The organism is Microbacterium sp. ZW T2_14 (assembly GCF_044987405.1).
Classification (GTDB): domain Bacteria; phylum Actinomycetota; class Actinomycetes; order Actinomycetales; family Microbacteriaceae; genus Microbacterium.
On sequence record NZ_JBJDRK010000072.1, the window covers coordinates 1 to 19,044 of the forward strand.

Annotated in this window: 17 protein-coding genes and 1 pseudogene; 8 read left to right on the forward strand and 10 right to left on the reverse strand. The window is 69.2% G+C overall.

Annotation, left to right across the window (positions count from 1 at the left end; translation table 11 throughout):
* Positions 1 to 13: 13 nt before the first annotated feature.
* On the reverse strand, positions 14 to 1,735 hold the full coding sequence (locus ACI3KY_RS18135) for a helicase-associated domain-containing protein (RefSeq protein ID WP_404931536.1): 1,722 nt from the start codon (positions 1,733 to 1,735) through the stop codon (positions 14 to 16).
* A 5-nt stretch (positions 1,736 to 1,740) separates the two neighbouring features.
* Positions 1,741 to 2,004, reverse strand: a complete 264-nt coding sequence (locus ACI3KY_RS18140) for a multidrug ABC transporter ATPase (RefSeq protein WP_194413392.1) — start codon at positions 2,002 to 2,004, stop codon at positions 1,741 to 1,743.
* A 146-nt stretch (positions 2,005 to 2,150) separates the two neighbouring features.
* Between ACI3KY_RS18140 and ACI3KY_RS18145 the strand changes: the two genes are divergently transcribed.
* Both ACI3KY_RS18145 and ACI3KY_RS18150 read left to right on the forward strand, forming a co-directional pair.
* On the forward strand, positions 2,151 to 2,534 hold the full coding sequence (locus tag ACI3KY_RS18145) for a cold-shock protein (RefSeq protein WP_194413393.1): 384 nt from the start codon (positions 2,151 to 2,153) through the stop codon (positions 2,532 to 2,534).
* Positions 2,518 to 3,627 (forward strand): DUF3027 domain-containing protein, encoded by a 1,110-nt coding sequence (locus ACI3KY_RS18150; RefSeq protein WP_404931537.1) that lies wholly within the window; start codon positions 2,518 to 2,520, stop codon positions 3,625 to 3,627. Before ACI3KY_RS18145 ends, ACI3KY_RS18150 begins: the two co-directional genes overlap by 17 nt.
* A 107-nt stretch (positions 3,628 to 3,734) precedes the next feature.
* On the opposite strand, the gene ACI3KY_RS18155 is transcribed toward ACI3KY_RS18150, so the two are convergent.
* The 6 genes from ACI3KY_RS18155 to ACI3KY_RS18180 form a co-directional block, all read right to left on the reverse strand.
* Positions 3,735 to 6,077 carry a glycoside hydrolase family 3 N-terminal domain-containing protein gene (locus ACI3KY_RS18155; protein ID WP_404931538.1) on the reverse strand — a complete coding sequence of 781 codons (2,343 nt, stop codon included), beginning with the start codon at positions 6,075 to 6,077 and terminating at the stop codon, positions 3,735 to 3,737.
* Positions 6,074 to 7,129: an ABC transporter permease gene (locus ACI3KY_RS18160; protein WP_404931539.1), complete on the reverse strand. Its 1,056-nt coding sequence runs from the start codon at positions 7,127 to 7,129 to the stop codon at positions 6,074 to 6,076. Before ACI3KY_RS18160 ends, ACI3KY_RS18155 begins: the two co-directional genes overlap by 4 nt.
* Before the next feature lie 3 nt (positions 7,130 to 7,132).
* Complete coding sequence (locus ACI3KY_RS18165) at positions 7,133 to 8,227, reverse strand: ABC transporter permease (protein WP_404931540.1); 1,095 nt, start codon at positions 8,225 to 8,227, stop codon at positions 7,133 to 7,135.
* Positions 8,224 to 9,033 (reverse strand): ABC transporter ATP-binding protein, encoded by an 810-nt coding sequence (locus ACI3KY_RS18170; protein ID WP_404931541.1) that lies wholly within the window; start codon positions 9,031 to 9,033, stop codon positions 8,224 to 8,226. Before ACI3KY_RS18170 ends, ACI3KY_RS18165 begins: the two co-directional genes overlap by 4 nt.
* Positions 9,030 to 9,854 carry an ABC transporter ATP-binding protein gene (locus tag ACI3KY_RS18175; RefSeq protein WP_404931542.1) on the reverse strand — a complete coding sequence of 275 codons (825 nt, stop codon included), beginning with the start codon at positions 9,852 to 9,854 and terminating at the stop codon, positions 9,030 to 9,032. The genes ACI3KY_RS18170 and ACI3KY_RS18175 overlap by 4 nt, the downstream gene beginning before the upstream one ends.
* 73 nt (positions 9,855 to 9,927) lie before the next feature.
* On the reverse strand, positions 9,928 to 11,580 hold the full coding sequence (locus ACI3KY_RS18180; RefSeq protein ID WP_404931543.1) for an ABC transporter substrate-binding protein: 1,653 nt from the start codon (positions 11,578 to 11,580) through the stop codon (positions 9,928 to 9,930).
* 200 nt (positions 11,581 to 11,780) lie between these two features.
* On the opposite strand from ACI3KY_RS18180, the gene ACI3KY_RS18185 reads away from it, so the two are divergent.
* The gene (locus ACI3KY_RS18185) at positions 11,781 to 12,506 is read left to right on the forward strand and encodes a TetR/AcrR family transcriptional regulator (RefSeq protein ID WP_404931544.1); all 726 of its coding nucleotides are present in this window, start codon (positions 11,781 to 11,783) and stop codon (positions 12,504 to 12,506) included.
* Here ACI3KY_RS18185 and serC read toward each other — a convergent pair.
* On the reverse strand, positions 12,482 to 13,597 hold the full coding sequence (serC, locus tag ACI3KY_RS18190; RefSeq protein WP_404931545.1) for a phosphoserine transaminase: 1,116 nt from the start codon (positions 13,595 to 13,597) through the stop codon (positions 12,482 to 12,484). The genes ACI3KY_RS18185 and serC overlap by 25 nt on opposite strands.
* Positions 13,598 to 13,754: 157 nt before the next feature.
* On the opposite strand from serC, the gene ACI3KY_RS18195 reads away from it, so the two are divergent.
* From ACI3KY_RS18195 to ACI3KY_RS18205, 3 genes are all read left to right on the forward strand, one after another.
* Positions 13,755 to 14,456, forward strand: a complete 702-nt coding sequence (locus ACI3KY_RS18195) for a metal-dependent transcriptional regulator (protein WP_404931546.1) — start codon at positions 13,755 to 13,757, stop codon at positions 14,454 to 14,456.
* A 493-nt stretch (positions 14,457 to 14,949) separates the two neighbouring features.
* Entirely contained in the window at positions 14,950 to 15,690 is a 741-nt protein-coding gene (locus ACI3KY_RS18200; RefSeq protein ID WP_404931547.1) for a M23 family metallopeptidase, read from the forward strand.
* A gap of 363 nt (positions 15,691 to 16,053) precedes the next feature.
* A complete protein-coding gene (locus tag ACI3KY_RS18205) occupies positions 16,054 to 16,551 on the forward strand; it encodes an HNH endonuclease (protein ID WP_194413404.1) in 498 nt (165 codons plus the stop codon).
* Between the two features lie 41 nt (positions 16,552 to 16,592).
* Here the strand turns inward: ACI3KY_RS18205 and ppk2 are convergent, their stop codons facing one another.
* Positions 16,593 to 17,399, reverse strand: a complete 807-nt coding sequence (gene ppk2, locus ACI3KY_RS18210) for a polyphosphate kinase 2 (protein ID WP_404931548.1) — start codon at positions 17,397 to 17,399, stop codon at positions 16,593 to 16,595.
* Positions 17,400 to 17,527: 128 nt separating this feature from the next.
* Between ppk2 and ACI3KY_RS18215 the strand changes: the two genes are divergently transcribed.
* Positions 17,528 to 18,367, forward strand: a complete 840-nt coding sequence (locus ACI3KY_RS18215; protein WP_404931549.1) for a hypothetical protein — start codon at positions 17,528 to 17,530, stop codon at positions 18,365 to 18,367.
* A 31-nt stretch (positions 18,368 to 18,398) separates the two neighbouring features.
* Positions 18,399 to 19,044, forward strand: a pseudogene (locus ACI3KY_RS18220) (hypothetical protein); the annotation flags it as partial.

A 19,044-nucleotide genomic window follows, 5' to 3' on the forward strand; every position in this document is an offset into this window, starting at 1 on the left:
GGGATGCCGGGGCTCAGACGGCGCCGACGCTCACAATGCTCGAGACGGGGAGCGTCCGTTCGATGTCGGCAGCCCGATCGCGGCCGCGCAGGCGCCCGCCGCCGAGGCCGGCCGCCTCGAGCGTGAAGGAGCGTTCCGATCCGTCGGGCATGCGCACGACCACCACGATCTCGGCGCGGGCGCGCACCGCCTGCTCGAGCTCGCGTTCGAGCCAGCCCTCCTCGCCCTGGGTGCCGTGGCCGCCTCGTAGTGTGCGGATCAGGCGGGCATAAGTCGCCTCGGGAGCGGCCGCGGGCACGGACGGCGCGACGGCGGCGCGGCGGTGGACGGACTCGGCCGCTCCGGTCGCGTCGAGGGCGACGACCGGGTAGCGGGCGTCGGCGAGGCTCCAGTACACGGCGTCCCGGGCGACCCGCGAGGTGAGGATGCCGCCGTCGGCGATGAGCCCGAGGGGACGCAGCGCCTGGTCGATCGCGATCGCATCGAGCAGGCCCGCATCCGTGCTCTCCACGCGCGTGCGACCCGTGCTGTCATCGGTGCTCACGCGCACCAGGCCGTAGCGGGCGGCCGTGCTCTCGATGAGGTAGTCGAGCGGCTGCGGAATGCCCGTGAGCGACAGCTCTCCGAGGAAGGCGCGCATGGATGCCGCGGTCTCACCCTCCGTCATGCCGGCGCCGACCGACGCGGCGGTGAACCGGTACGTCGACGCCTGCGCGCGGGACTCGCGCACGGCGATGGACCGCAGTCGCAGGTCGAGGGCGGGCGCGAGAGGGCCGGGGGCGATCGCGGTCAGGTCCGCCTGCAGGTACACGCGATCGATCTCGGCGGGCAGGTAATCGGCCATCGTGGCGGCGTCGGCCGGCTGCCCGGCGCGCAGCGCAGCGGTCCACGGGAACTCCCCGGCGGAGTGGTCCGGGCCGAACAACCCCCAGCGCACGCCCATGCTGCGCAGCCGTGCGGCGCGAGCGGGCCACTCGGGATCGAGCGGGTAGATCTCGGGCCAGGCGTCGGGGACGACGAAGCCGTGTGCCGGCGTGCGGAGGCCGTCCGGAAGCCCCGCGCGGAACCCCTCGGCGATCGTCTCCCAGCGCTGAGGCGTGGGGGCCTCCAGCCATCGCTCGCCCGCCAAGGTGACGGTCCACTCGCGCTCGCGGGCGTCGGCGAGCCCCGCGTCGGCCGCGGAGGCGAGCAGATCCTCGAGGTCATCGGCGACATCGATGGCCCCGGCATCCGTCAGGCGCCGTCGGTCCACCGCGCTGACCGGCCCCGCCCCGGTGCGCGCGAGCGGGGTGTGCAGGCATGCCAGCAGGATGTCGGCGAGCGAGCCCGCGGTGGTGAACGCTCGCTCAGCGGCGGCCGCGGCCGCGCGCGGCTCCGCGGGCACGGGCTGGGCGGGTGATGCCGGCGGGCGGAACGCGTCGGGGGTCGCGGCTGCGGCGGCGCCGACCCGCTCGACGACGGCCGTGTAGGGGACGCCGTCGGCATCGACCAGTGCCAGCTGCGAAGGCCGGCCGTCGAGCGCGCCTGCTGCGCGGTGGAGGGCGATGAGGTCGCCCCGGTCGAGGCGGGTCAGTGCGCGGTCGATCGAAGCGGGGTCGAGGAGCCCTTCGGCGGCGTCGAAGAAGTCGTGCCAGCCGCTCTGTGCGGAGACGCCGCGCGCCGCGAGCGTCCGTGCCAGCGCGGCGTCACCGAGATCGGCGAGCCGCGTCGCGAGGGCGCGCGCGTCGGAGACCACGCGCGTCAGCCTCCCCGGTTGGCGCGGGCCCTTCGCACGAAGCTCATGATCAGGACCGCGAGCAGCAGTGCGAAAGCCACGAGAGGCGCGATGTACACGAGGACGCCCACGAGAGGCCACACCCCGGTGCTCATATCGGCGCCGGCGGCGGAGGCGATCATGATGGCGAAGAAGCTCACGATGGAGAGCACGAGCAGCCCCAGCGACATGAAGGCCAGGATGCGGTCGACGCGGCGCACGGGGACGTCGCCGGCAGGGTTCGTACTCATCCGCCCCAGCCTACCCGCTGGCGTCCCCGAGCCGGTCCGGATGTGCGGCCGTCCATTAGGCTGGGTGGTGGGGTTGGAAGACCCCGCTTTTGTCATGCTCTGCTTCGTCGCGATGTTCGCGCGGCGACCGATCCAGCGAGGTTTCGATGCCCACCGGCAAGGTCAGGTTCTACGACGAGGAGAAGGGGTTCGGCTTCATCACCTCGGAAGACGGTCAGGACGTCTTCCTGCACGCCACGGCCCTGCCCCCCGGCACGCCCGCGCCGAAGGCGGGCACGCGGCTGGAGTACGGCATCGCCGACGGCAAGCGCGGTCCGCAGGCGCTGTCGGTGCGCGTGCTGGAGGCTCCGGTGAGCCTCGCCAAGCGCTCCCGCAAGCCCGCCGACGACATGGCGATCATCATCGAAGACCTCGTGAAGCTGCTCGACGGCATCGGCGGCGACCTCCGCCACGGCCGGTACCCGAGCGGCGCCCACGCCAAGAAGGTCGCCGCCGTGCTGCGCAAGGTGGCTGATGAGCTCGACGCCTGATCCGGCCGATCCTGCCGACGTCGTCACCGAGGTGGACGCCGAGTCCGGTGCTGCCGCGGAGAACGAGACGGTGACGCATGCCGCGTCCGCCGCGTCGGAGGAGACTGACGTCTCCGCACCCGAGGACGGTCCCGTCGCCGAGCCCGATGACATCGAGCCCGACGACGTCGATGGCACTGACGACGTCGACGGCACTGACGACGTCGACGGCACTGACGACGTGGATGGCACTGACGACGTCGATGGCACTGACGACGTCCATGGCGGCGAGCGGGTCGTCGACACCGACGAGTCTGCCGATGCCGGCGACGAGGAGCCTGCCGTGTTCGGCGAGCCCGACCCGCAGCTGCTGGCCGCTCACGATCTGGCGCTCGCAGCGCTCCGTGAGATCACGGCGGCCGTGACGATCGGCGAGCCCACCGACTACCGCGTGGAGGCGGGGGGTGTGGTCTCGCTGCGGTTCGCGAACCGGATGCCCGGCTACCCCGGGTGGTTCTGGACGGTGAGCCTGGCGCGCGTCGAGGACGCGGATCCCACCGTGCTCGAGGTGGAGCTGCTGCCCGGCGACGGCGCACTCCTCGCACCCGACTGGGTGCCGTGGGCCGTACGGCTCGCGGACTACCACGCCGCGCAGGCTGCGCTGGCCGAGGTCGCGCACGCCGAGGACGACGAGGACCTCGACGAGGACGACGTCGACGACGAAGACCTCGACGACGTCGACGATCTCGACGCCGCGGACTTCGACGACGACGGCTCGTCCATCCTGCACGCCGGCGACGTCGACGGCGTCGACATCGACGAGCTCGCCGAGGACGATGCGGACGACGAGGACGCGGACGAAGAGTCGGACGAGGACGACGAGTCGGACGAGGACGACGACGACGAAGACTCGGATGAGGACGAATCGGACGACGACGAAGACTCGGATGAGGACGAATCGGACGACGACGAGGACTCGGATGAGGACGACTCCGATGAGGACGAAGACTCGGACGACGACGACTCGGACGACGACGACTCGGACGACGATGACGACGACGACGATGACGAGTCCGACGATGACGACTACTCCGAGGATGAGGATCGCGACTGAGCCGACGGCTCGCCGTTACTGACGCGACTCGGCCTCTCGACGAAGCCGCAGGAACCGCGAAAGGGGAGGTTTCCGCCGCGGCGGAAACCTCCCCTTTCGCGATTCCGTCAGCGGCGCTCGAGCGTGCCCTGAACCGCCGCCTGTGCTTCCACGCCGGCGGCGGCCGCCACGCGGAAGCGCGCGCTGAGCAGGACCTCGTCGCGAGACGATGGCCCCACCAGGAGTTCGAACTCGCCGGCTTCGACGATTCGCCGGCCCGCGGCATCCACGATCGTGCAGTCCGCCACCGGCAGCGACAGCTCGACCGTCGCGGTCTCGCCGGGCTGAAGGTCGACGTGTCGATACGCCTTGAGCTCCTTGTCGGCCCAGCTCACCGAGGTGATGATGTCGCGCACGTAGAGCTGAACGATCTCGTGTGCGGGGCGCTCGCCGGTGTTGCGCAACTCGACCGACGCGCGCACAGTGTCGCCCGCGCCGAGTTCCGTGTCGGCGACGCGCAGGCGGTCGTACTCGACGGTCGTGTACGACAGTCCCTCGCCGAACGCCCACGCGGGCGACTGGGTGAGGTCCGCGTAGCGGTTGCCGTGCTGACCGCGGATCTGGTTGTAGAAGATCGGCAGCTGACCGACGTGGCGGGCGAACGAGATCGGCAGACGCCCGGTCGGCTCGATGAGACCGAGCGCGAGCTCGGCGATCGCGCGGCCGCCCTGCATGCCGGGCGAGGCGGCCCAGATCACTGCGGCCGCCTGTTGCGCCGACCGGGGCAGCACCAGCGGCTTCGACGCCATGAGCACCACCACGAACGGCGTGCCCGCCGCCGCGAGCGCATCGATGAGCGCGATCTGCCCGCCGACGAGGTCGAGGGTCGCCGTCGAGCGCCCCTCTCCCACGAGTTCGATCACGTCGCCCACCACAACCACCGCGACGTCGGCATCTTGGGCGGCGGCGACCGCCTCGGCGATCAGCGCCTCGTCGGGCGGCGACGGCACCACGATCTGCGGGCGCGGCTGGCCGTCGGGGAAGAACGCGCCCGCCGGGTCCTCTTGCAGCGTCAGGACGTCCGCTCCCCGCGCGTGTGTGATCGGCCAGTCGGCGGGCGTGACGGAGCGGAATCCGTCGAGCACGGTCGCGATCATGTCGCGCGGCTGGCCGTCCAGCCATCCTGCCTGGCCCGAACCGCCCGCCCAGTCGCCGAGCTGCGTCTGAGCCTCGTCGGCGAGCGGGCCGATCACGGCGACGCGCCGGGCGCCGCCGCTACCCTGCCGTGCCCGGCCCTCGGCATCGGCCGTGTAGCCGCCGTCGAGCGGCAGCAGGCCGTCGTTGCGCAGCAGGACGAGGGAGCGACGGGCGAGGTCCAGGTTCAGAGCACGGTGCTCCGCGGTCGCGATCTCGCTCGCGATGCGGGTCTCGTCGGGAAGCCGGGGATCGGCGAAGAGGCCGAACTCGAACTTGAGCAGCAGGATGCGCGCCACGGCGCGGTCGAGCACCGCCTCGGTGAGGAGCCCTTGTGCGAGAGCGTCGAGGGTGCCCTGGAAGAATCCCGGCGTCGTCATGATCATGTCGTTGCCGGCGTTCACCGCGGCGGCCGCGGCGTGCGCGTAGTCGGGTTGCACCTGTTGCTCCCACACCATGCGGCCGACGTTGTCCCAGTCGGTGATCAGGGTGCCCGTGTAGCCCCACTCGCCGCGCAGCACATCGTTGAGCAGCCAGTCGTTCACGGTGATCGGCACGCCGTCGGTGCTCTGGTAGCCGATCATGAAGGTGCGGCATCCCTCCTTCGCCACCCGCTCGAACGGCGGCAGGAACCACGAGCGGAGCTTGCGCTGCGAGATGTCGGCCTCGCTCGCGTCGCGTCCGCCCTGTGTCTCGGAGTAGCCGGCGAAGTGCTTCGCCGTCGCGAGGATCGCAGTGGGGTCCGAGAGACCGCCGCCTTGATAGCCGCGCACCATCGCCGACGCGAGCTCGCCGATGAGGAACGGATCCTCGCCGAACGTCTCATCGACGCGGCCCCAGCGCAGATCACGGGCGATGCACAGCACCGGGGAGAAGGTCCAGTGGATGCCGGTTGCCGCGACCTCGACGGCGGTCGCGCGCGCGGCCCGCTCGATCAGGTCAGCGTCCCACGATGCCGCCATGCCGAGCTGCGTCGGGAAGATCGTGGCACCCTCCCAGAACGAGTGGCCGTGGATGCAGTCCTCGCCGACCAGCAGCGGGATCTGCAGCCGCGTCTGCAATGTCAGCTCGCGGGCGCGCAGCACCCGTTCGGGCGACGTATGCAGGATCGAGCCGACGTGCTTGCGCAGCACATGGTCGTCGAGGTCATCACGGGCGTCGAGCTGCATCATCTGCCCGACCTTCTCCTCGACCGTCATCCGGCCGAGGAGGTCCGCGATGCGGTCGGCGACCGGCAGTGCCTCGTCGAGATAGTTCGGGACGGCCGCGATGGTCACGCGTTCTCCTGGGTCTGGGGGTTCGTGCGCACGACCGTGACGGTGTCGTTCACATTCATGCCCTTCTTCTTCATGGCGCGCGCCCGCTCGCCCGCGGAGCGCAGGCGAGGATTGACGTACTCGTCGATGCCGAAGTTGATCAGCGACAGTGCGACGCCGATCGCCGCGATGCACAGGCCCGGCGGCAGGAACCACCACCACTGGCCCTGACGGAAAGCCCCCTGGGCGCTCGCCCAGTTGAGAATCGTGCCCCAGTTGTAGGTCGTCACCGGGATGACGCCGATGAACGACAGCGTCGTGAGGCCGATGATCGCGGCCGTCACCGTGCCGACGAAGCTCGCCGCGATCAGTGCCATCAGATTGGGAAGCATCTCGACCGTGATGATGCGGCGCAGCGGCTCGCCGTTGGCCTTGGCAGCCTGGACGAAGTCGCGGCTGCGCAGCGACATCGTCTGCGCGCGCAGCACCCGCGCGCCCCACGCCCAGCCGATGAGACCCAGCACCAAGGCGATGACCCACAAGGGAGGGTCCTCGAAGATCGTCGCCACGATGATGATGAGGGGGATGCCCGGGATCACGAGAAAGACGTTGGTGAGCGCCGAGAGTCCCTCGCTGCGCCACCCACGCAGGTAGCCCGACATGACGCCGACGACGATCGCGATGATCGTGGCGATGATCGCGGCGAGGAAGCCGACGACGATGACGCCACGCGTGCCGTGGATGACCTGGCTCAGCACGTCCTCGCCGATGTGCGTGGTGCCGAGCCAGTGCTCGGCCGACGGCGGCTGGAAGCGGGCGGTGTTGTCCACCTTCGTCGGCGAGTACGGCGCGAGGACGTCGGCGAATATCGCGACGAGGACGAAGAATCCGAGGATGGACAGGCCCGCGATCGATTTGCCGTTTCCGAACATGGCGAAGGCGGAGCCGAGCTTCGACCAGAACGTCGGCCTCTTGTGCGGGGCCTTTCCCCCGGAGCGGGGAGTGCGAACCGTCGCGGTCGTGGGAGTGTTCGCGGGGCGACTGAGGATGGTGTCGTCGGCGATCGTGTCCATGTTTCAGGCCTCCGTCTGGCGCGTGCGCGGGTCGAGGAATGCGTAGGCGATGTCGGCGAGGAGGTTTGCGAGGAGCACTGAGATCGTGATCACGAGGAACACTCCCTGCATGAGGGCGAAGTCCTTGGCATTCGTTGCGTCGAGCAGCAGTTTGCCGACCCCTGGGTAGCTGAAGACGACCTCCATGACGATGGTGCCGCCGACGATGAATCCGAGCGCCAGCGCGAAGCTCTGGATCTGGGGCAGCACCGCGTTGCGCGCGGCATAGCGCCACAGCACGCGTCTGTTCGGCATGCCTTTGGCCTGCGCGACCGTGACGTAGTCCTCGTCCAGCACAGTGAGCATCATGTTGCGCATGCCGAGCATCCAGCCGCCGATTGAGGCGAGGATGATCGTCGCCGCAGGCAGGAAGCCGTGATGGATGACGTCGCCGATGAACTCTGCCGACCACTCGGGCCTGACCCCGACGCCGTAGGCCTTGCCGATCGGGAACCATCCGAGCGTCACCGAGAACACCGAGATGGCCAGGAGGCCGAGCCAGAAGTACGGGATGGTGCTGAAGAACGTCGTGATCGGGACGAGGGCGTCGAGCCGGCTACCGCGACGCCATCCGACGATCGCGCCGCCGATGGTGCCGATCGCGAACGCGGCCAGCGTCGCGACACCGACGAGGCCCACCGTCCAGATCAGTGACTGGCCCACCACTTCGGTCACGGGCCGCATGCCGTGCAGCAGCGAGATGCCGAGGTCGCCGCGGAGGAGCAGGCCCCAGTAGTCGACGTACTGCTGCCAGAGCGACGCGTCGGTGTCCAGGCCGAGCAGCGCACGCAGCGCCTCGGCCGCTTCGGGCGAGACGTTGCGGTTGCGGGCGAGGTAGGCGTCCACCGCATCGCCCTTCATCAGCCGAGGCAGGAAGAAGTTGATCGTGATGGCCGCCCAGAGCGTGAACAGGTAGAACACGGCGCGACCACCGAGGAAGCGCCACGGGATGCGGGAGCGGCCCTTGACGGCACTCGTCGCCGTCGTTCCCGCCTCGATCGCATCGAAGTCTCCTGTGCGCGTCTGTGCAGGGGGGAGCTGGGGGGCGACGGCGCTCACTTCTCACCTCCGAGGATGCCTGCTGCGTGGGCGAAGAACGAGTCGGGATCGGGGGATGCCGCGCGCAACTCTTGGGTATAGGGGTTCTGCGGACGCAGGATCACGTCGTCGGCGGCACCGCGCTCGACGACGCGTCCCTGGTTGAGCACGAGGATCTCGTCGCTGAAGTGACGTGCCGTCGCGAGATCGTGCGTGATGTAGAGCACGCCGAGACCCTCTTCCCGCTGCAGGTCCGCAAGCAGGTTGAGCACACCGAGGCGGATCGACACGTCGAGCATCGAGACCGGCTCGTCGGCGACGAGCAGCTTCGGGCGGGATGCCAGCGCGCGCGCGATCGCGACGCGCTGACGCTGACCCCCTGAGAGCTCGTGCGGACGGCGGTCGATGACCTGATCGGCGTCGAGCCGCACGCGGCCGAGGATTCGCCGCACCTCGTCATCGAGCTGATCCTTCGGCACGACCTTGTCGAGTTGGAGGGGGCGCTGGATCGCGTACCGGATCGAGTGGTACGGGTTGAGGGATGCGAAGGGGTCCTGGAACACCATGCGCAGCTGCTGGCGGTACGCGCGCAGGGCCTTGCCCCGGCGGGGGAGCGGCTGGCCGTCGAGACGCACTTCGCCGCTCGTGGGTGTCTCGAGCTGGGTGAGGATCTTGGCGATGGTTGATTTGCCGCTGCCGGACTGGCCGACGAGGCCGATCGTCTGGCCCGAATGGAGCGTGAAGCTCACGTCGTCGAGGGCGTAGATCTGGCCGGCACCGCGCACCGAGTACATCTTGGTGACGGCGTCGAATTCGAGGACGGTCATCGGTGGACCACCCCTCTCTCTCCGGTGAGGCGGGGGAACGAGGCGAGCAGTGTCCTCGTGTATTCGTCCTGGGGGTCGGTCCAGATGCGTTCCGCCGTGCCGAGCTCGACGATCTCGCCTTCGCGCATGATGGCGATGCGGTCGCTGATCTCGAGCAGCAGGGGCAGGTCGTGTGTGATGAAGATCACCGAGAATCCGAATTCGTGTCGCAGGTGCGAGATCTGTCGCAGGATCTCGCGCTGTACGAGAACGTCGAGCGCCGTGGTCGGCTCGTCCATCACCATGAGCTGCGGGCGCAGGGCGAGAGCCATCGCGATCATGACGCGCTGGCGCATGCCGCCGGACAGCTCGTGGGGGTACGAACGGTAGCGCTGTGCGCCGACCTTGACGATCTCGAGAAGCTCGGCGACCGCCGCGCGACGCTGCGCGCCGGTGAGATTCGGGCGGTGGACCTCGAAGACGTCCTCGAGTTGGGACCCGACGGTCGCGACGGGGTTGAGCGAGTTCATCGCACCCTGGAAGACCATCGAGACCTTGTCCCAGCGGAACTTGCGCATCTCCTCGGCGTCGAGGCGGTTGACGTCGACGTCCTGTCCGTCGGCGTCGTGGAACATCACCGAGCCGCTGGTGATGACGGCCGGGGGCTTGAGCAGGCGTTGGATGCCGTACGCAAGGGTGGTCTTGCCGCACCCGCTCTCGCCGGCGAGTCCGAGGATCTCACCGCGCTGGAGTTCGAGCGTGACGTTCTTGACCGCATTCACAGGGGGATCGACGTCGTAGACGATCGAGAAGTCGTGGACGGAGAGCAGCGGATCATGCACGATGCTGGTTCGCTTTCGTGAGGGTGACGTGCAGGCGGGGCGGATGCCGCGCATCCGCCCCGCCTGCCGGACATCATTCGGCAGGCTTCAGCTTCGTCAGAATCTGAACCACAGCGGGCTGCGTCGGGTCCGCCGACGCGTACTGGTCCTCCTCCGAGGGCCAGCCGACGTAGTTCCGCGTGTTGAACTCGCCCAGCAGCGGGTGCGAACCGAGCGGGATGGCCGGCACGTCCGTGGCGAATGCCTTCTCCATCACGGCGACGGCCGCTGCGCGCTCCTCGTCCGAAGAGGTGTTCGCGTAGGTGTTGAGCGCCTCCGTGACGGCAGGGTTGTCGTAGCGGCCGAAGTTGAACTGCGCCTTGCCGTCGACGATCCACTTCGGGTCCATCGTGGAGGTGTAGAGGCCGTAGGCGTTGCCGGTGTCCTCCAGCCAGTGGATGATCATGTCGAACGTGCCCTCCTGGCGAGCCGCGTCCCAGCCGCCCCAGTCAGGCTGGTCGACCTTGACGTCGATGCCGAGGCCCTCGCCGAGCTCCTCGGCGATGAGTGCCTGCTCGGTGTTCCAGTCGCTCCAGCCGGCGGGGACGGAGATCGAGAACGAGACGGCCTCCCCATCCGGGTCGATCAGCTTCTCGTCCTTCCAGGTGTAGCCCGCCTCGGTGAGGATCTGCTTGGCCTTGTCGGTGTCCACGCTGTAGACGGCGCCCTCGTACTCGGCGTCGATCTCATCTGCGAGCAGGTCTCCGAGGCCGGTGACGCTCCAGATGGGCGTGCTCGCGCCTTCGCGTGCCACGTCGACGTACGCCTGACGATCGACGGTCCATGCGATCGCCTGACGCAGGGCCGGGTCGTTGAACGGCTTGGTCTGCAGGTTCATGAACAGCGTGCCCGCGCCCGCGGTGGGGGAGGCGAGGAACTGATTGGCGTCGTCGGCAGCCAGGAAGCTGTCCTGGATCTGCGGGATGAACGCCTGCGCCCAGTCAGCCTCCTCCGAGACGAGCGCCGTCGTCAGCGCGGCGTTGTCGCCGTACGAGACGTAGTGCAGCTCGGGCACCTGCAGCTCGCCGCCCCAGTAGTCGGGGTTGGCCGTGAGGTTGACGGATTCGGTCGTCCAGCTGTCCAGCACGTACGGGCCGGTGCCGACGGCCGCGCCCTCGTCCGTCAGCGGGTCGGTATTGGGGTCGTCGATGTTCTCCCAGATGTGCTCGGGAACGATCGGCGTGTGCAGCACGCGGGCCTGCGCCGTGTACTTCGATTCGGCGAACTTCAGGATGACGGCGTCCCCGTCCGACGTCGCGCTCTCGAGGTTGAGGGCCGACGTGTCGTTGAGAGTGCCGTCGATGTACATGTTGAAGGTGAAGACGATGTCGTCGGCGGTGAAGTCCTCGCCGTCGCTCCAGGTGACATCAGCGCGTGGGACCACGGTGAGCTCGGTGTAGTCGTCGTTCCACTCGACCGACTCGGCCAGCCACGGAGTGGTGCCGAGGTCGCCAGTGGGGTTCACGAGTGCGAGGGGCTCGAAGATGACCTTGGCGTAGCCGTACTTCGAGGCGGACGAGTCGCCGAGGTAGGGGTTGTGGGACTCGGTGGTGATGGCACCGTCGGGCTTGGCGATGGTGAGCGCCGCGCCCGCCGAGCCGTCATCGTTGCCGCTTCCGCCGGCGCAGCCGGTGAGCACCAGCGCCGCGGCGACGCCGACGGCGGCGAGGGATGTTCTGAGCCTCATTGCTTCTCCTTGATGTGAGCACGACATCGTGTCTCCCCAGGAGGGATGACGACGGCGTCAGGGGTGATTGCCGGATCAACTTACAATCAAGTAAGTAATCTTTGCAAGTAGGCTTCACCAGCGGACCGCGAATGGCCGCGGCTAAACTCGCACAAACCGGTTCATGCGCCCGGAAAACCGCGGATGAGAAGGGGGTCCCGATGGCTGTTCAGCGACGACAGCCGCGCTCGCGGCCCGAGACACTCGCCCGAAGACGCGACATCCTCGATGCCGCGGTCGAGATCTTCGGCAGCAAGGGATTCACCGGAGGCACTCTCCAGGAGATCGCCGACCAGGTCGGCATGACCCACGCGGGCATCCTCCACCACTTCGGCTCGAAGCACGAGCTGCTCCTCGAAGTGCTGCAGCACCGCGATGAGACCGACGTCGCCGACCTCGACGAGAAGCACATCCCCGACGGCCTCGCGCTCTTCCGCCACCTCGTGCGCACGGCTTTCGTCAACGCGCACCGGGCCGGCATCGTGCAGGCATACGTCGTGCTCTCGGCGGAGTCGGTCACCGACGACCACCCCGGACGGGACTTCTTCGAGAAGCGCTACCAGACGCTGCGGGCAGAAGTGGCCCACGCGTTCGCCGTCGTCTGCGCCGAACGCGGCATCACCGCGCCTGAGACAGTCGGCCTGGCGTCGGCCAGCATCCTCGCCGTGATGGACGGGCTGCAGGTGCAGTGGCTGCTCGATCCCGACGCCGTGGACCTCGCGCACGCGTCGGAGTTCGCGATCGAGGCGATCCTGTGTGCCGTGCTCTCGCCCGCCCCGTCACCGCTGCGGGACAGCGAGGATGACGTGGCCCTGCCGGAAACGGATGCCGCGGCCCGCGGCATCCGTTCCGAACCGGTGGATCAGCCCAGCCGCTCGACCGTGTAGTCGATGCAGCGGATCAGCTGGCGCACGTCGTCGGGGTCGATCGACACGAACGTCGCGACGCGCAGCTGGTTGCGACCCAGCTTGCGGTAGGGCTCGGTGTCGACGATGCCGTTCGCACGGAGGCTCTTGGCGACGGCGGCGGCATCCACCGAGTCGTCGAAGTCGATCGTCACGACGACGGGGGAGCGGTCGGCGGCGTCGGCGACGAAGGGCGTCGCGAAAGCGGATGCCTCGGCCCAGTCGTACAGCGCCTGCGACGACTCGCTGGTGCGAGCGTCGGCCCACTGCAGGCCGCCCGACGAGAGGATCCAATCGAGCTGCTTGTCGAGGAGGAACAGCGTCGCGAGCGCCGGGGTGTTGAGCGTCTGGTGGAGACGGGAATTGTCGAGGGCGTTCTTGAGGCTCAGGAACTCGGGGATGTAGCGGCCGGACGCCGCGATGCGCTCGATGCGCTCGATCGCCGCCGGTGACACGAGCGCGAACCACAGGCCGCCGTCGGAGCCGAGGTTCTTCTGCGGCGCGAAGTAGTAGACGTCGGCCTCGTGCACCGAGAAGTCGATGCCGCCCGCGGCGCTGGTCGCGTCGATGACGGTGAGCGCGCCCTCGTCGCCGTGCACGCGGGTGACCGGGGTCGAGACGCCGGTGGAGGTCTCATTGTGCGGCCAGGCGTACACGTCGATCCCCTCGACCGCTTCGGCCACCGTGCTGGTGCCCGGCTCGGCCTTGCGGACGTCGGGAGCCTCGAGCCACGGCGTCTTGGCCGCGGCGGCGAACTTGCCGCCGAACTCGCCGAACACGAGGTTCTGGCTGCGCTTCTCGATCAGGCCGAATGCGGCGGCATCCCAGAACGCCGTCGAACCGCCGTTGCCGAGGATGACCTCGTAACCGTGCGGGAGGCGGAACAGCTGGCTCAGCTCGGCACGCACCTGGCCCACCAGGTCCTTGACGGGCGCCTGACGGTGCGACGTGCCCAGCAGTGCCGACCCGGGCCCCGCGAGCGCCGCGATGTGGGCGGGCGCGATCTTCGACGGGCCGCACCCGAAGCGTCCGTCGGCGGGAAGGATCTCACGGGGCAGGAGGACGTGGGCCATGCGTCGATTCTAGAGAGGCGCACAGTGCCGTCTCGCCCGCGTGACAGCGCGTGACGCCCGCAGCCGGAGGATGTCGCAGGGCCAGCCGGCCCCGCCTCGGGGTCGGTGCCAGAAGATAGGCTGTCCTTACACGCCAGACTTCGAGGACGCCGGGGAAATGACAGATCTGATCGACACCACTGAGATGTACCTGCGTACGATCCTCGAGCTCGAAGAAGAGAACATCGTTCCGCTGCGGGCACGGATCTCGGAGCGACTCGGTCACTCGGGTCCCACGGTGTCGCAGACCATCGGGCGCATGGAGCGCGACGGCCTCGTCGTCGTCTCGGAGGACCGTTCCCTCGAGCTGACCGCCGCCGGCCGGCAGAAGGCCGTCGACGTCATGCGCAAGCACCGGCTCGCCGAGCGCCTGCTGTCGGACGTCATCGGCCTGGACTGGGCCTACGTCCACGAAGAGGCCTGCCGCTGGGAGCACGTCATGAGCGAGCAGGTCGAGCGTCGGCTCGTCGAGCTTCTCGGCCACCCCACCGAATCGCCGTACGGCAACCCCATCCCCGGGCTCGACCAGCTCGGCGATGTGCCGACGAACGGCTTCGAGCAGGGTGTCGTCGGCTTGGTGCGCCGGCTCAACGACGCAGGCGAGCCGATCACGGGCACGGTCCGCCGCCTGGCCGAACCGGCGCAGGTCGACCCCGAGCTGCTGCAGCAGCTGAAGGCCGCAGGCGTCGTGCCCGGCGGCATCGGCGACTACCGCTACAACGAGGGCTATGTGCTCGTGCAGATGCAGGGCAGCGATGAGGGTCTCGAGCTTCCCGTCGAGATCGCGTCGCATATCTTCCTCGTCGACGAGACCCGCTGAGGGAAAGCGGATGCCGCGCCGCGCGGCGCCTCGGTGGTCGCCGTCATCGCGGGCCGCGGCATCCGTCGACACACTGTGCGGAGATTGCCAGGCGTGGAGCGTGACATAAACGTGACCTTCGGGTAGCCTCAAGAAGTCCACCAGGCGAGAAGCCCGCCGACCGGACCCCGCGTGGATTGCCTCAACGGCTCGTCGTCCACATGTGGTGAAGCCCGCACATCGTGCCCCGACATCGAGTGCTGACGAGCCAGGCGCCACGGCGCAGAGGCGCCGGAGGACCAGTTTGGCTGAAGAGATAGATTCGCACGCGATCGTGCCCGAGAACGCGGCGACGGACCTGAACCGTCGTGAGCGCAACCGGAAGACCCCCGTGCGACGCTCCCGAGCCGTGCCATCCGCGAAGTCGACGACGGCGCCCGTAGGTGTCCGGCCCGCTTCCCCCGCGCCGTCGGGCCGAGGTCCCTCGGCCAAGGCATCCACCAAGGGGCGCGTCGTGAAGCCGCTGCGCAGCCTGGTCGTGCTTGCCATGGTGGGTGGCCTCGTGGCCACGGTCGCGATCCCCGCGTTCGCCGCGACCGCCGGTTCCGGCGTCGAAGAGGCCCGCACGATCCAGCAGGTGGCGGTCGACGACGCGCAGACGTTCGTGGCGGCATCCGATGCCACTGCCACCGAGCTCTCGCGCGGAAGCTACGCGGCCACCACCGCGGAAGAGATCGAGAAGAAGAAGGCCGAAGAGGCGGCGGCGGAACGCGCGCGTCGGGCCGCCGAGCTCGCCGCGGCGTCGGCGAAGTCGTCGGCGAAGTCGCTTCCGGTCAACATCGCCCTCACCTCGCCCGGAACCGGCGAGGTGCGCTGGCCGATCCTCAACTTCACCAAGGGCCGCGGCCTCTGGGACTCGGGCTACCACCAGGGCGTCGACCTCCTGTCGTCGTGCGGAACGCCCATCTACGCCGCGGCGGCCGGCGTCGTCAAGGTGTCCCAGGAGAGCTACGGCGGCTACGGCGTCGGCATCTCGATCGACCATGTGATCGGCGGCCAGCAGGTCAACACGCTCTATGGCCACATGACGTACGGCAGCCGTCAGGTCTCGGTCGGCCAGTCCGTCCAGGCGGGTCAGCTGATCGGCCTGGTCGGCAGCACCGGCAGCTCGACCGCGTGCCACCTTCACTTCGAGGTCCACATCAACGGCTCGGTCGTCGACCCCTGGGCATGGCTGCAGGCCAACGCCGGCTGAGCCCGCCGAGGCCCGACACCGATCGCATCATCACGGATGCCCACTGCCCGCAGGGCGTGGGCATTCGTTGTTCGACACGCCCGCCATCGTTCACCGGCTTCACGGCCCCGGTGTCGGCTGGGTGCGTTACCCTGAATCCCGACGCTGAGAGAGCGGAGGGAGCCGATGGGCTGCACACCACGCATCCGAACCATGGATGCGCTTGGACGCCTCGTCCTTCGGCATTGCACGAGTGGATGCCGCGGCATTGCCGTGGCGCCAAGGCGCTGTCTATAAGACAGCGCCTTTTTAATGCCCCTGCGCCCTTGATCGTCGCATGTCGAATAACCGAGAAGCCGTCCCGGCCATTCGAGAGGATGATCAATGCGCACTCTGGTGCTGAATGCGGGCTACGAACCGCTCGCCGTCGTGTCGTTCAAACGGGCCCTCGTGCTCGTGATGAACGAGAAGGCCACTGTGGTGGAGCACACCGAGATGGATCCGGTGTGGGGCACCAGACGCTCGTACGAGCGCCCGGCGGTGATCATTCTGACCCGCTACGTGCGGGTGCCGGGCGGCCGCCATGTGCCGGTGACGCGGCGCGGCGTGCTGCGTCGTGACAACCACCGCTGCGCGTACTGCGGCAAGGCCGCGTCGACGATCGACCACGTGCTCCCGCGCTCGCGCGGTGGCGCGGACTCGTGGGAGAACCTCGTCGCCTGCTGCCTGCGCTGCAACAACGTGAAGGGCGATCGCACACCGCAGGAGATGAACTGGGAGCTGCGCATCCTCCCTCGCGCACCGCGCGGCGGGCAATGGACCGTCCGGGGCACTGAGCGCACAGATCCGCGGTGGGAGCCGTATCTCGCGCTCGCGGCGTGATCCTCGGGCGGGATGCCGCGGCGTGAGTGGCGCGCGGCAGGTCATTTCTCGTCGAGGAGCGCGGAGGCGACGTCGGGAACGTAGTTCTCGAGATTGCGCGGCGGTCGTTCGTATCCGTGCGAGGGGGCCTGCGGCGGGATGGCGACCTCGTCACGCTCGACGACCTCGTACGGTATCCGCGAGAGCAGATGCGACATCATGTTGATGCGACTGCGGCGCTTGTCGACCGACGGCACTTCGTGCCAGGGCGCCTCCGGGATGTCGGTGTGCACGAACATGCTGTCTTTGGCGCGGGAGTAGTCCTCCCACTTCGTGATGGACAGCACGTCGTTGGGGCTGAGCTTCCAGCGTCGAGTGGGGTCCTCGGCGCGAGAGCGGAACCGTCTCTGCTGTTCTACGGCCGACACGCTGAACCAGTACTTGAGGAGGAGGATGCCGTCTTCGACGAGCATGCGCTCGAAGATGGGCGCCTGGTGGAGGAAGCGGTGGTACTCGGCGTTCGTGCAGTAGCCCATGACGTGTTCCACGCCGGCGCGGTTGTACCAGGAGCGATCCATCAGCACGATCTCGCCTGCGGCCGGCAGGTGTGGCACATAGCGCTGGAAGTACCACTGGGTGCGCTCGCGTTCGGTCGGCGTCGGCAGAGCCACGGTGCGGGTGACGCGGGGGTTGAGATACTCCGAGACGCGCTTGATCGTGGATCCCTTGCCCGCCGCGTCGCGTCCCTCGAAGATCACCACGATGCGTGCTCCCGTTGACTGCACCCAAGCCTGCATGTCGACGAGTCGCGCCTGCAGGCGACGGAGCTCCTGTTCGTAGGCCTTCCGGGGAATCCGCGGTTCGCTCATGGGCCTGAGGCTACACGCAGTGTCCACGCACTGAACGGATGATCCGACTCGAACATAACTGTCGGAAGCCCGAGGTACTCTCGTTCCCTGCGGTTGAATGACTAGAACATCTGTTCTAGCATAGGGGAATGGGGGCGATCGTGCAGCTCACGGCACAGCACGTGCACGAGACCGTCGGGCAGCAGCCGACGGCCCCCGAATCTGCCGCCCTCCGTGCCGGGAGAGCGGCTTCGGCAGATACGGGCAGAGGCCAAGGGGCGAACACCGTCGCCCAGCTGCGCGCCCAGCTCGAGCGGGTGCAGGGGCGGCGGCTCGACGCGCCGGTGCTGCCGGTGCATCCCGCCCTCGCCTCGCTGCTTCCCGGGGGCGGTCTGCGTCCCGGATCGGCCTACTCCCTCCCGCGGTCGACGTCGGTGCTGCTGGCGCTGCTCGCCCAGCCGTCGCAGTCCGGCTCATGGTGCGGAGTGATCGGGATGCCGCGGCTCGGCGCCGAGGCGGCCGAAGGGCTGGGAGTCGACCTGTCGCGGCTCGTGCTCATCCCTGATCCCGGGGCACGCTGGCTCGCGGTGACCTCGACCGTCGCCGAGGTGCTGCCGGTGGTCGCCGTCCGCCCGTCTGGAAGAGCTGCCGACGGCGAGATCTCCCGCCTGGCGGCGCGGCTGCGCGATCGTGGTGCGGTGCTGCTCGTGCAGGGGCCGTGGCCGCAGGCCGAAGCCGTGATCGAGGTCGGCGAGCCGGAATGGGAGGGCGTCGGCCGCGGGCACGGCTACCTCTCCGGTCGCGAGGTGACGCTCACCTCGTCGAGCCGCCGCTGGCCGAGATCCCGGCGCGCTCGCGTGATGCTTCCGGATGCCGCGGGCCACGTCGCGGCCGCGCCCGAGCGGATGCGGCCCGTCGAGGCGCTGCATCCGGCCGCCGCCGCGGCGTACGAGGCCTCGCTCGGTCATCGGGTCAGGGCGGTGGGGTGACATGACGCCGGGAACGCCCGTCAGGAGCCTCGTGCTGTGGTTTCCCGACTGGCCGGTCACGGCTCTCGAGCGGGAGGCGGGTGCGACCGCACAGCGGCCCGGCTTGGTGCGGAAGCGCTCGGTGCGGGACGCGGCCGGGACGCGGCCGGGCTCCGAGTCGGACGAGATCGCCGGGCAGTACGACACGATGTCCGGGGGTCCTCCGCCCGGCGCGGCCACGTCTGGTGCCTCGCCGCTGAGCGCGGGGAATGACGAGCGGGCCGATGCGGGGCGTGGGGAAGCGTCCCGACCGGCGCGTGGCGAACGCTCCAAGGCGGCGCGCGGGTCGCGGCCCCCGATCGCCGTCGTCGAGCGCAATCTCGTGGTGGCGTGCTCGGCGTCCGCGCGCGCCGAGGGGGTGCGTCGCGGGCAGCGCCGGCGTGATGCGCAGGCGCGGTGCCCGGGGCTGATCCTGGTGAATGCGGATGCCGCGCGCGATCACCGCGCGTTCGCGCCCATCGTGTCGATGATCGAGGAGCGCGCTCCCGGAGTCCAGCTGGTGCGGCCGGGGCTGTGCGCGCTGCGCGCCCGCGGCCCGGCGCGGTACTACGGCGGCGAGACCGAGGCCGCCCGCGTGCTGCTGGGCGCGCTGCGCGAGGCCGGGGTCGACGGGGTCAGGGCGGGGATCGCCGACGGTC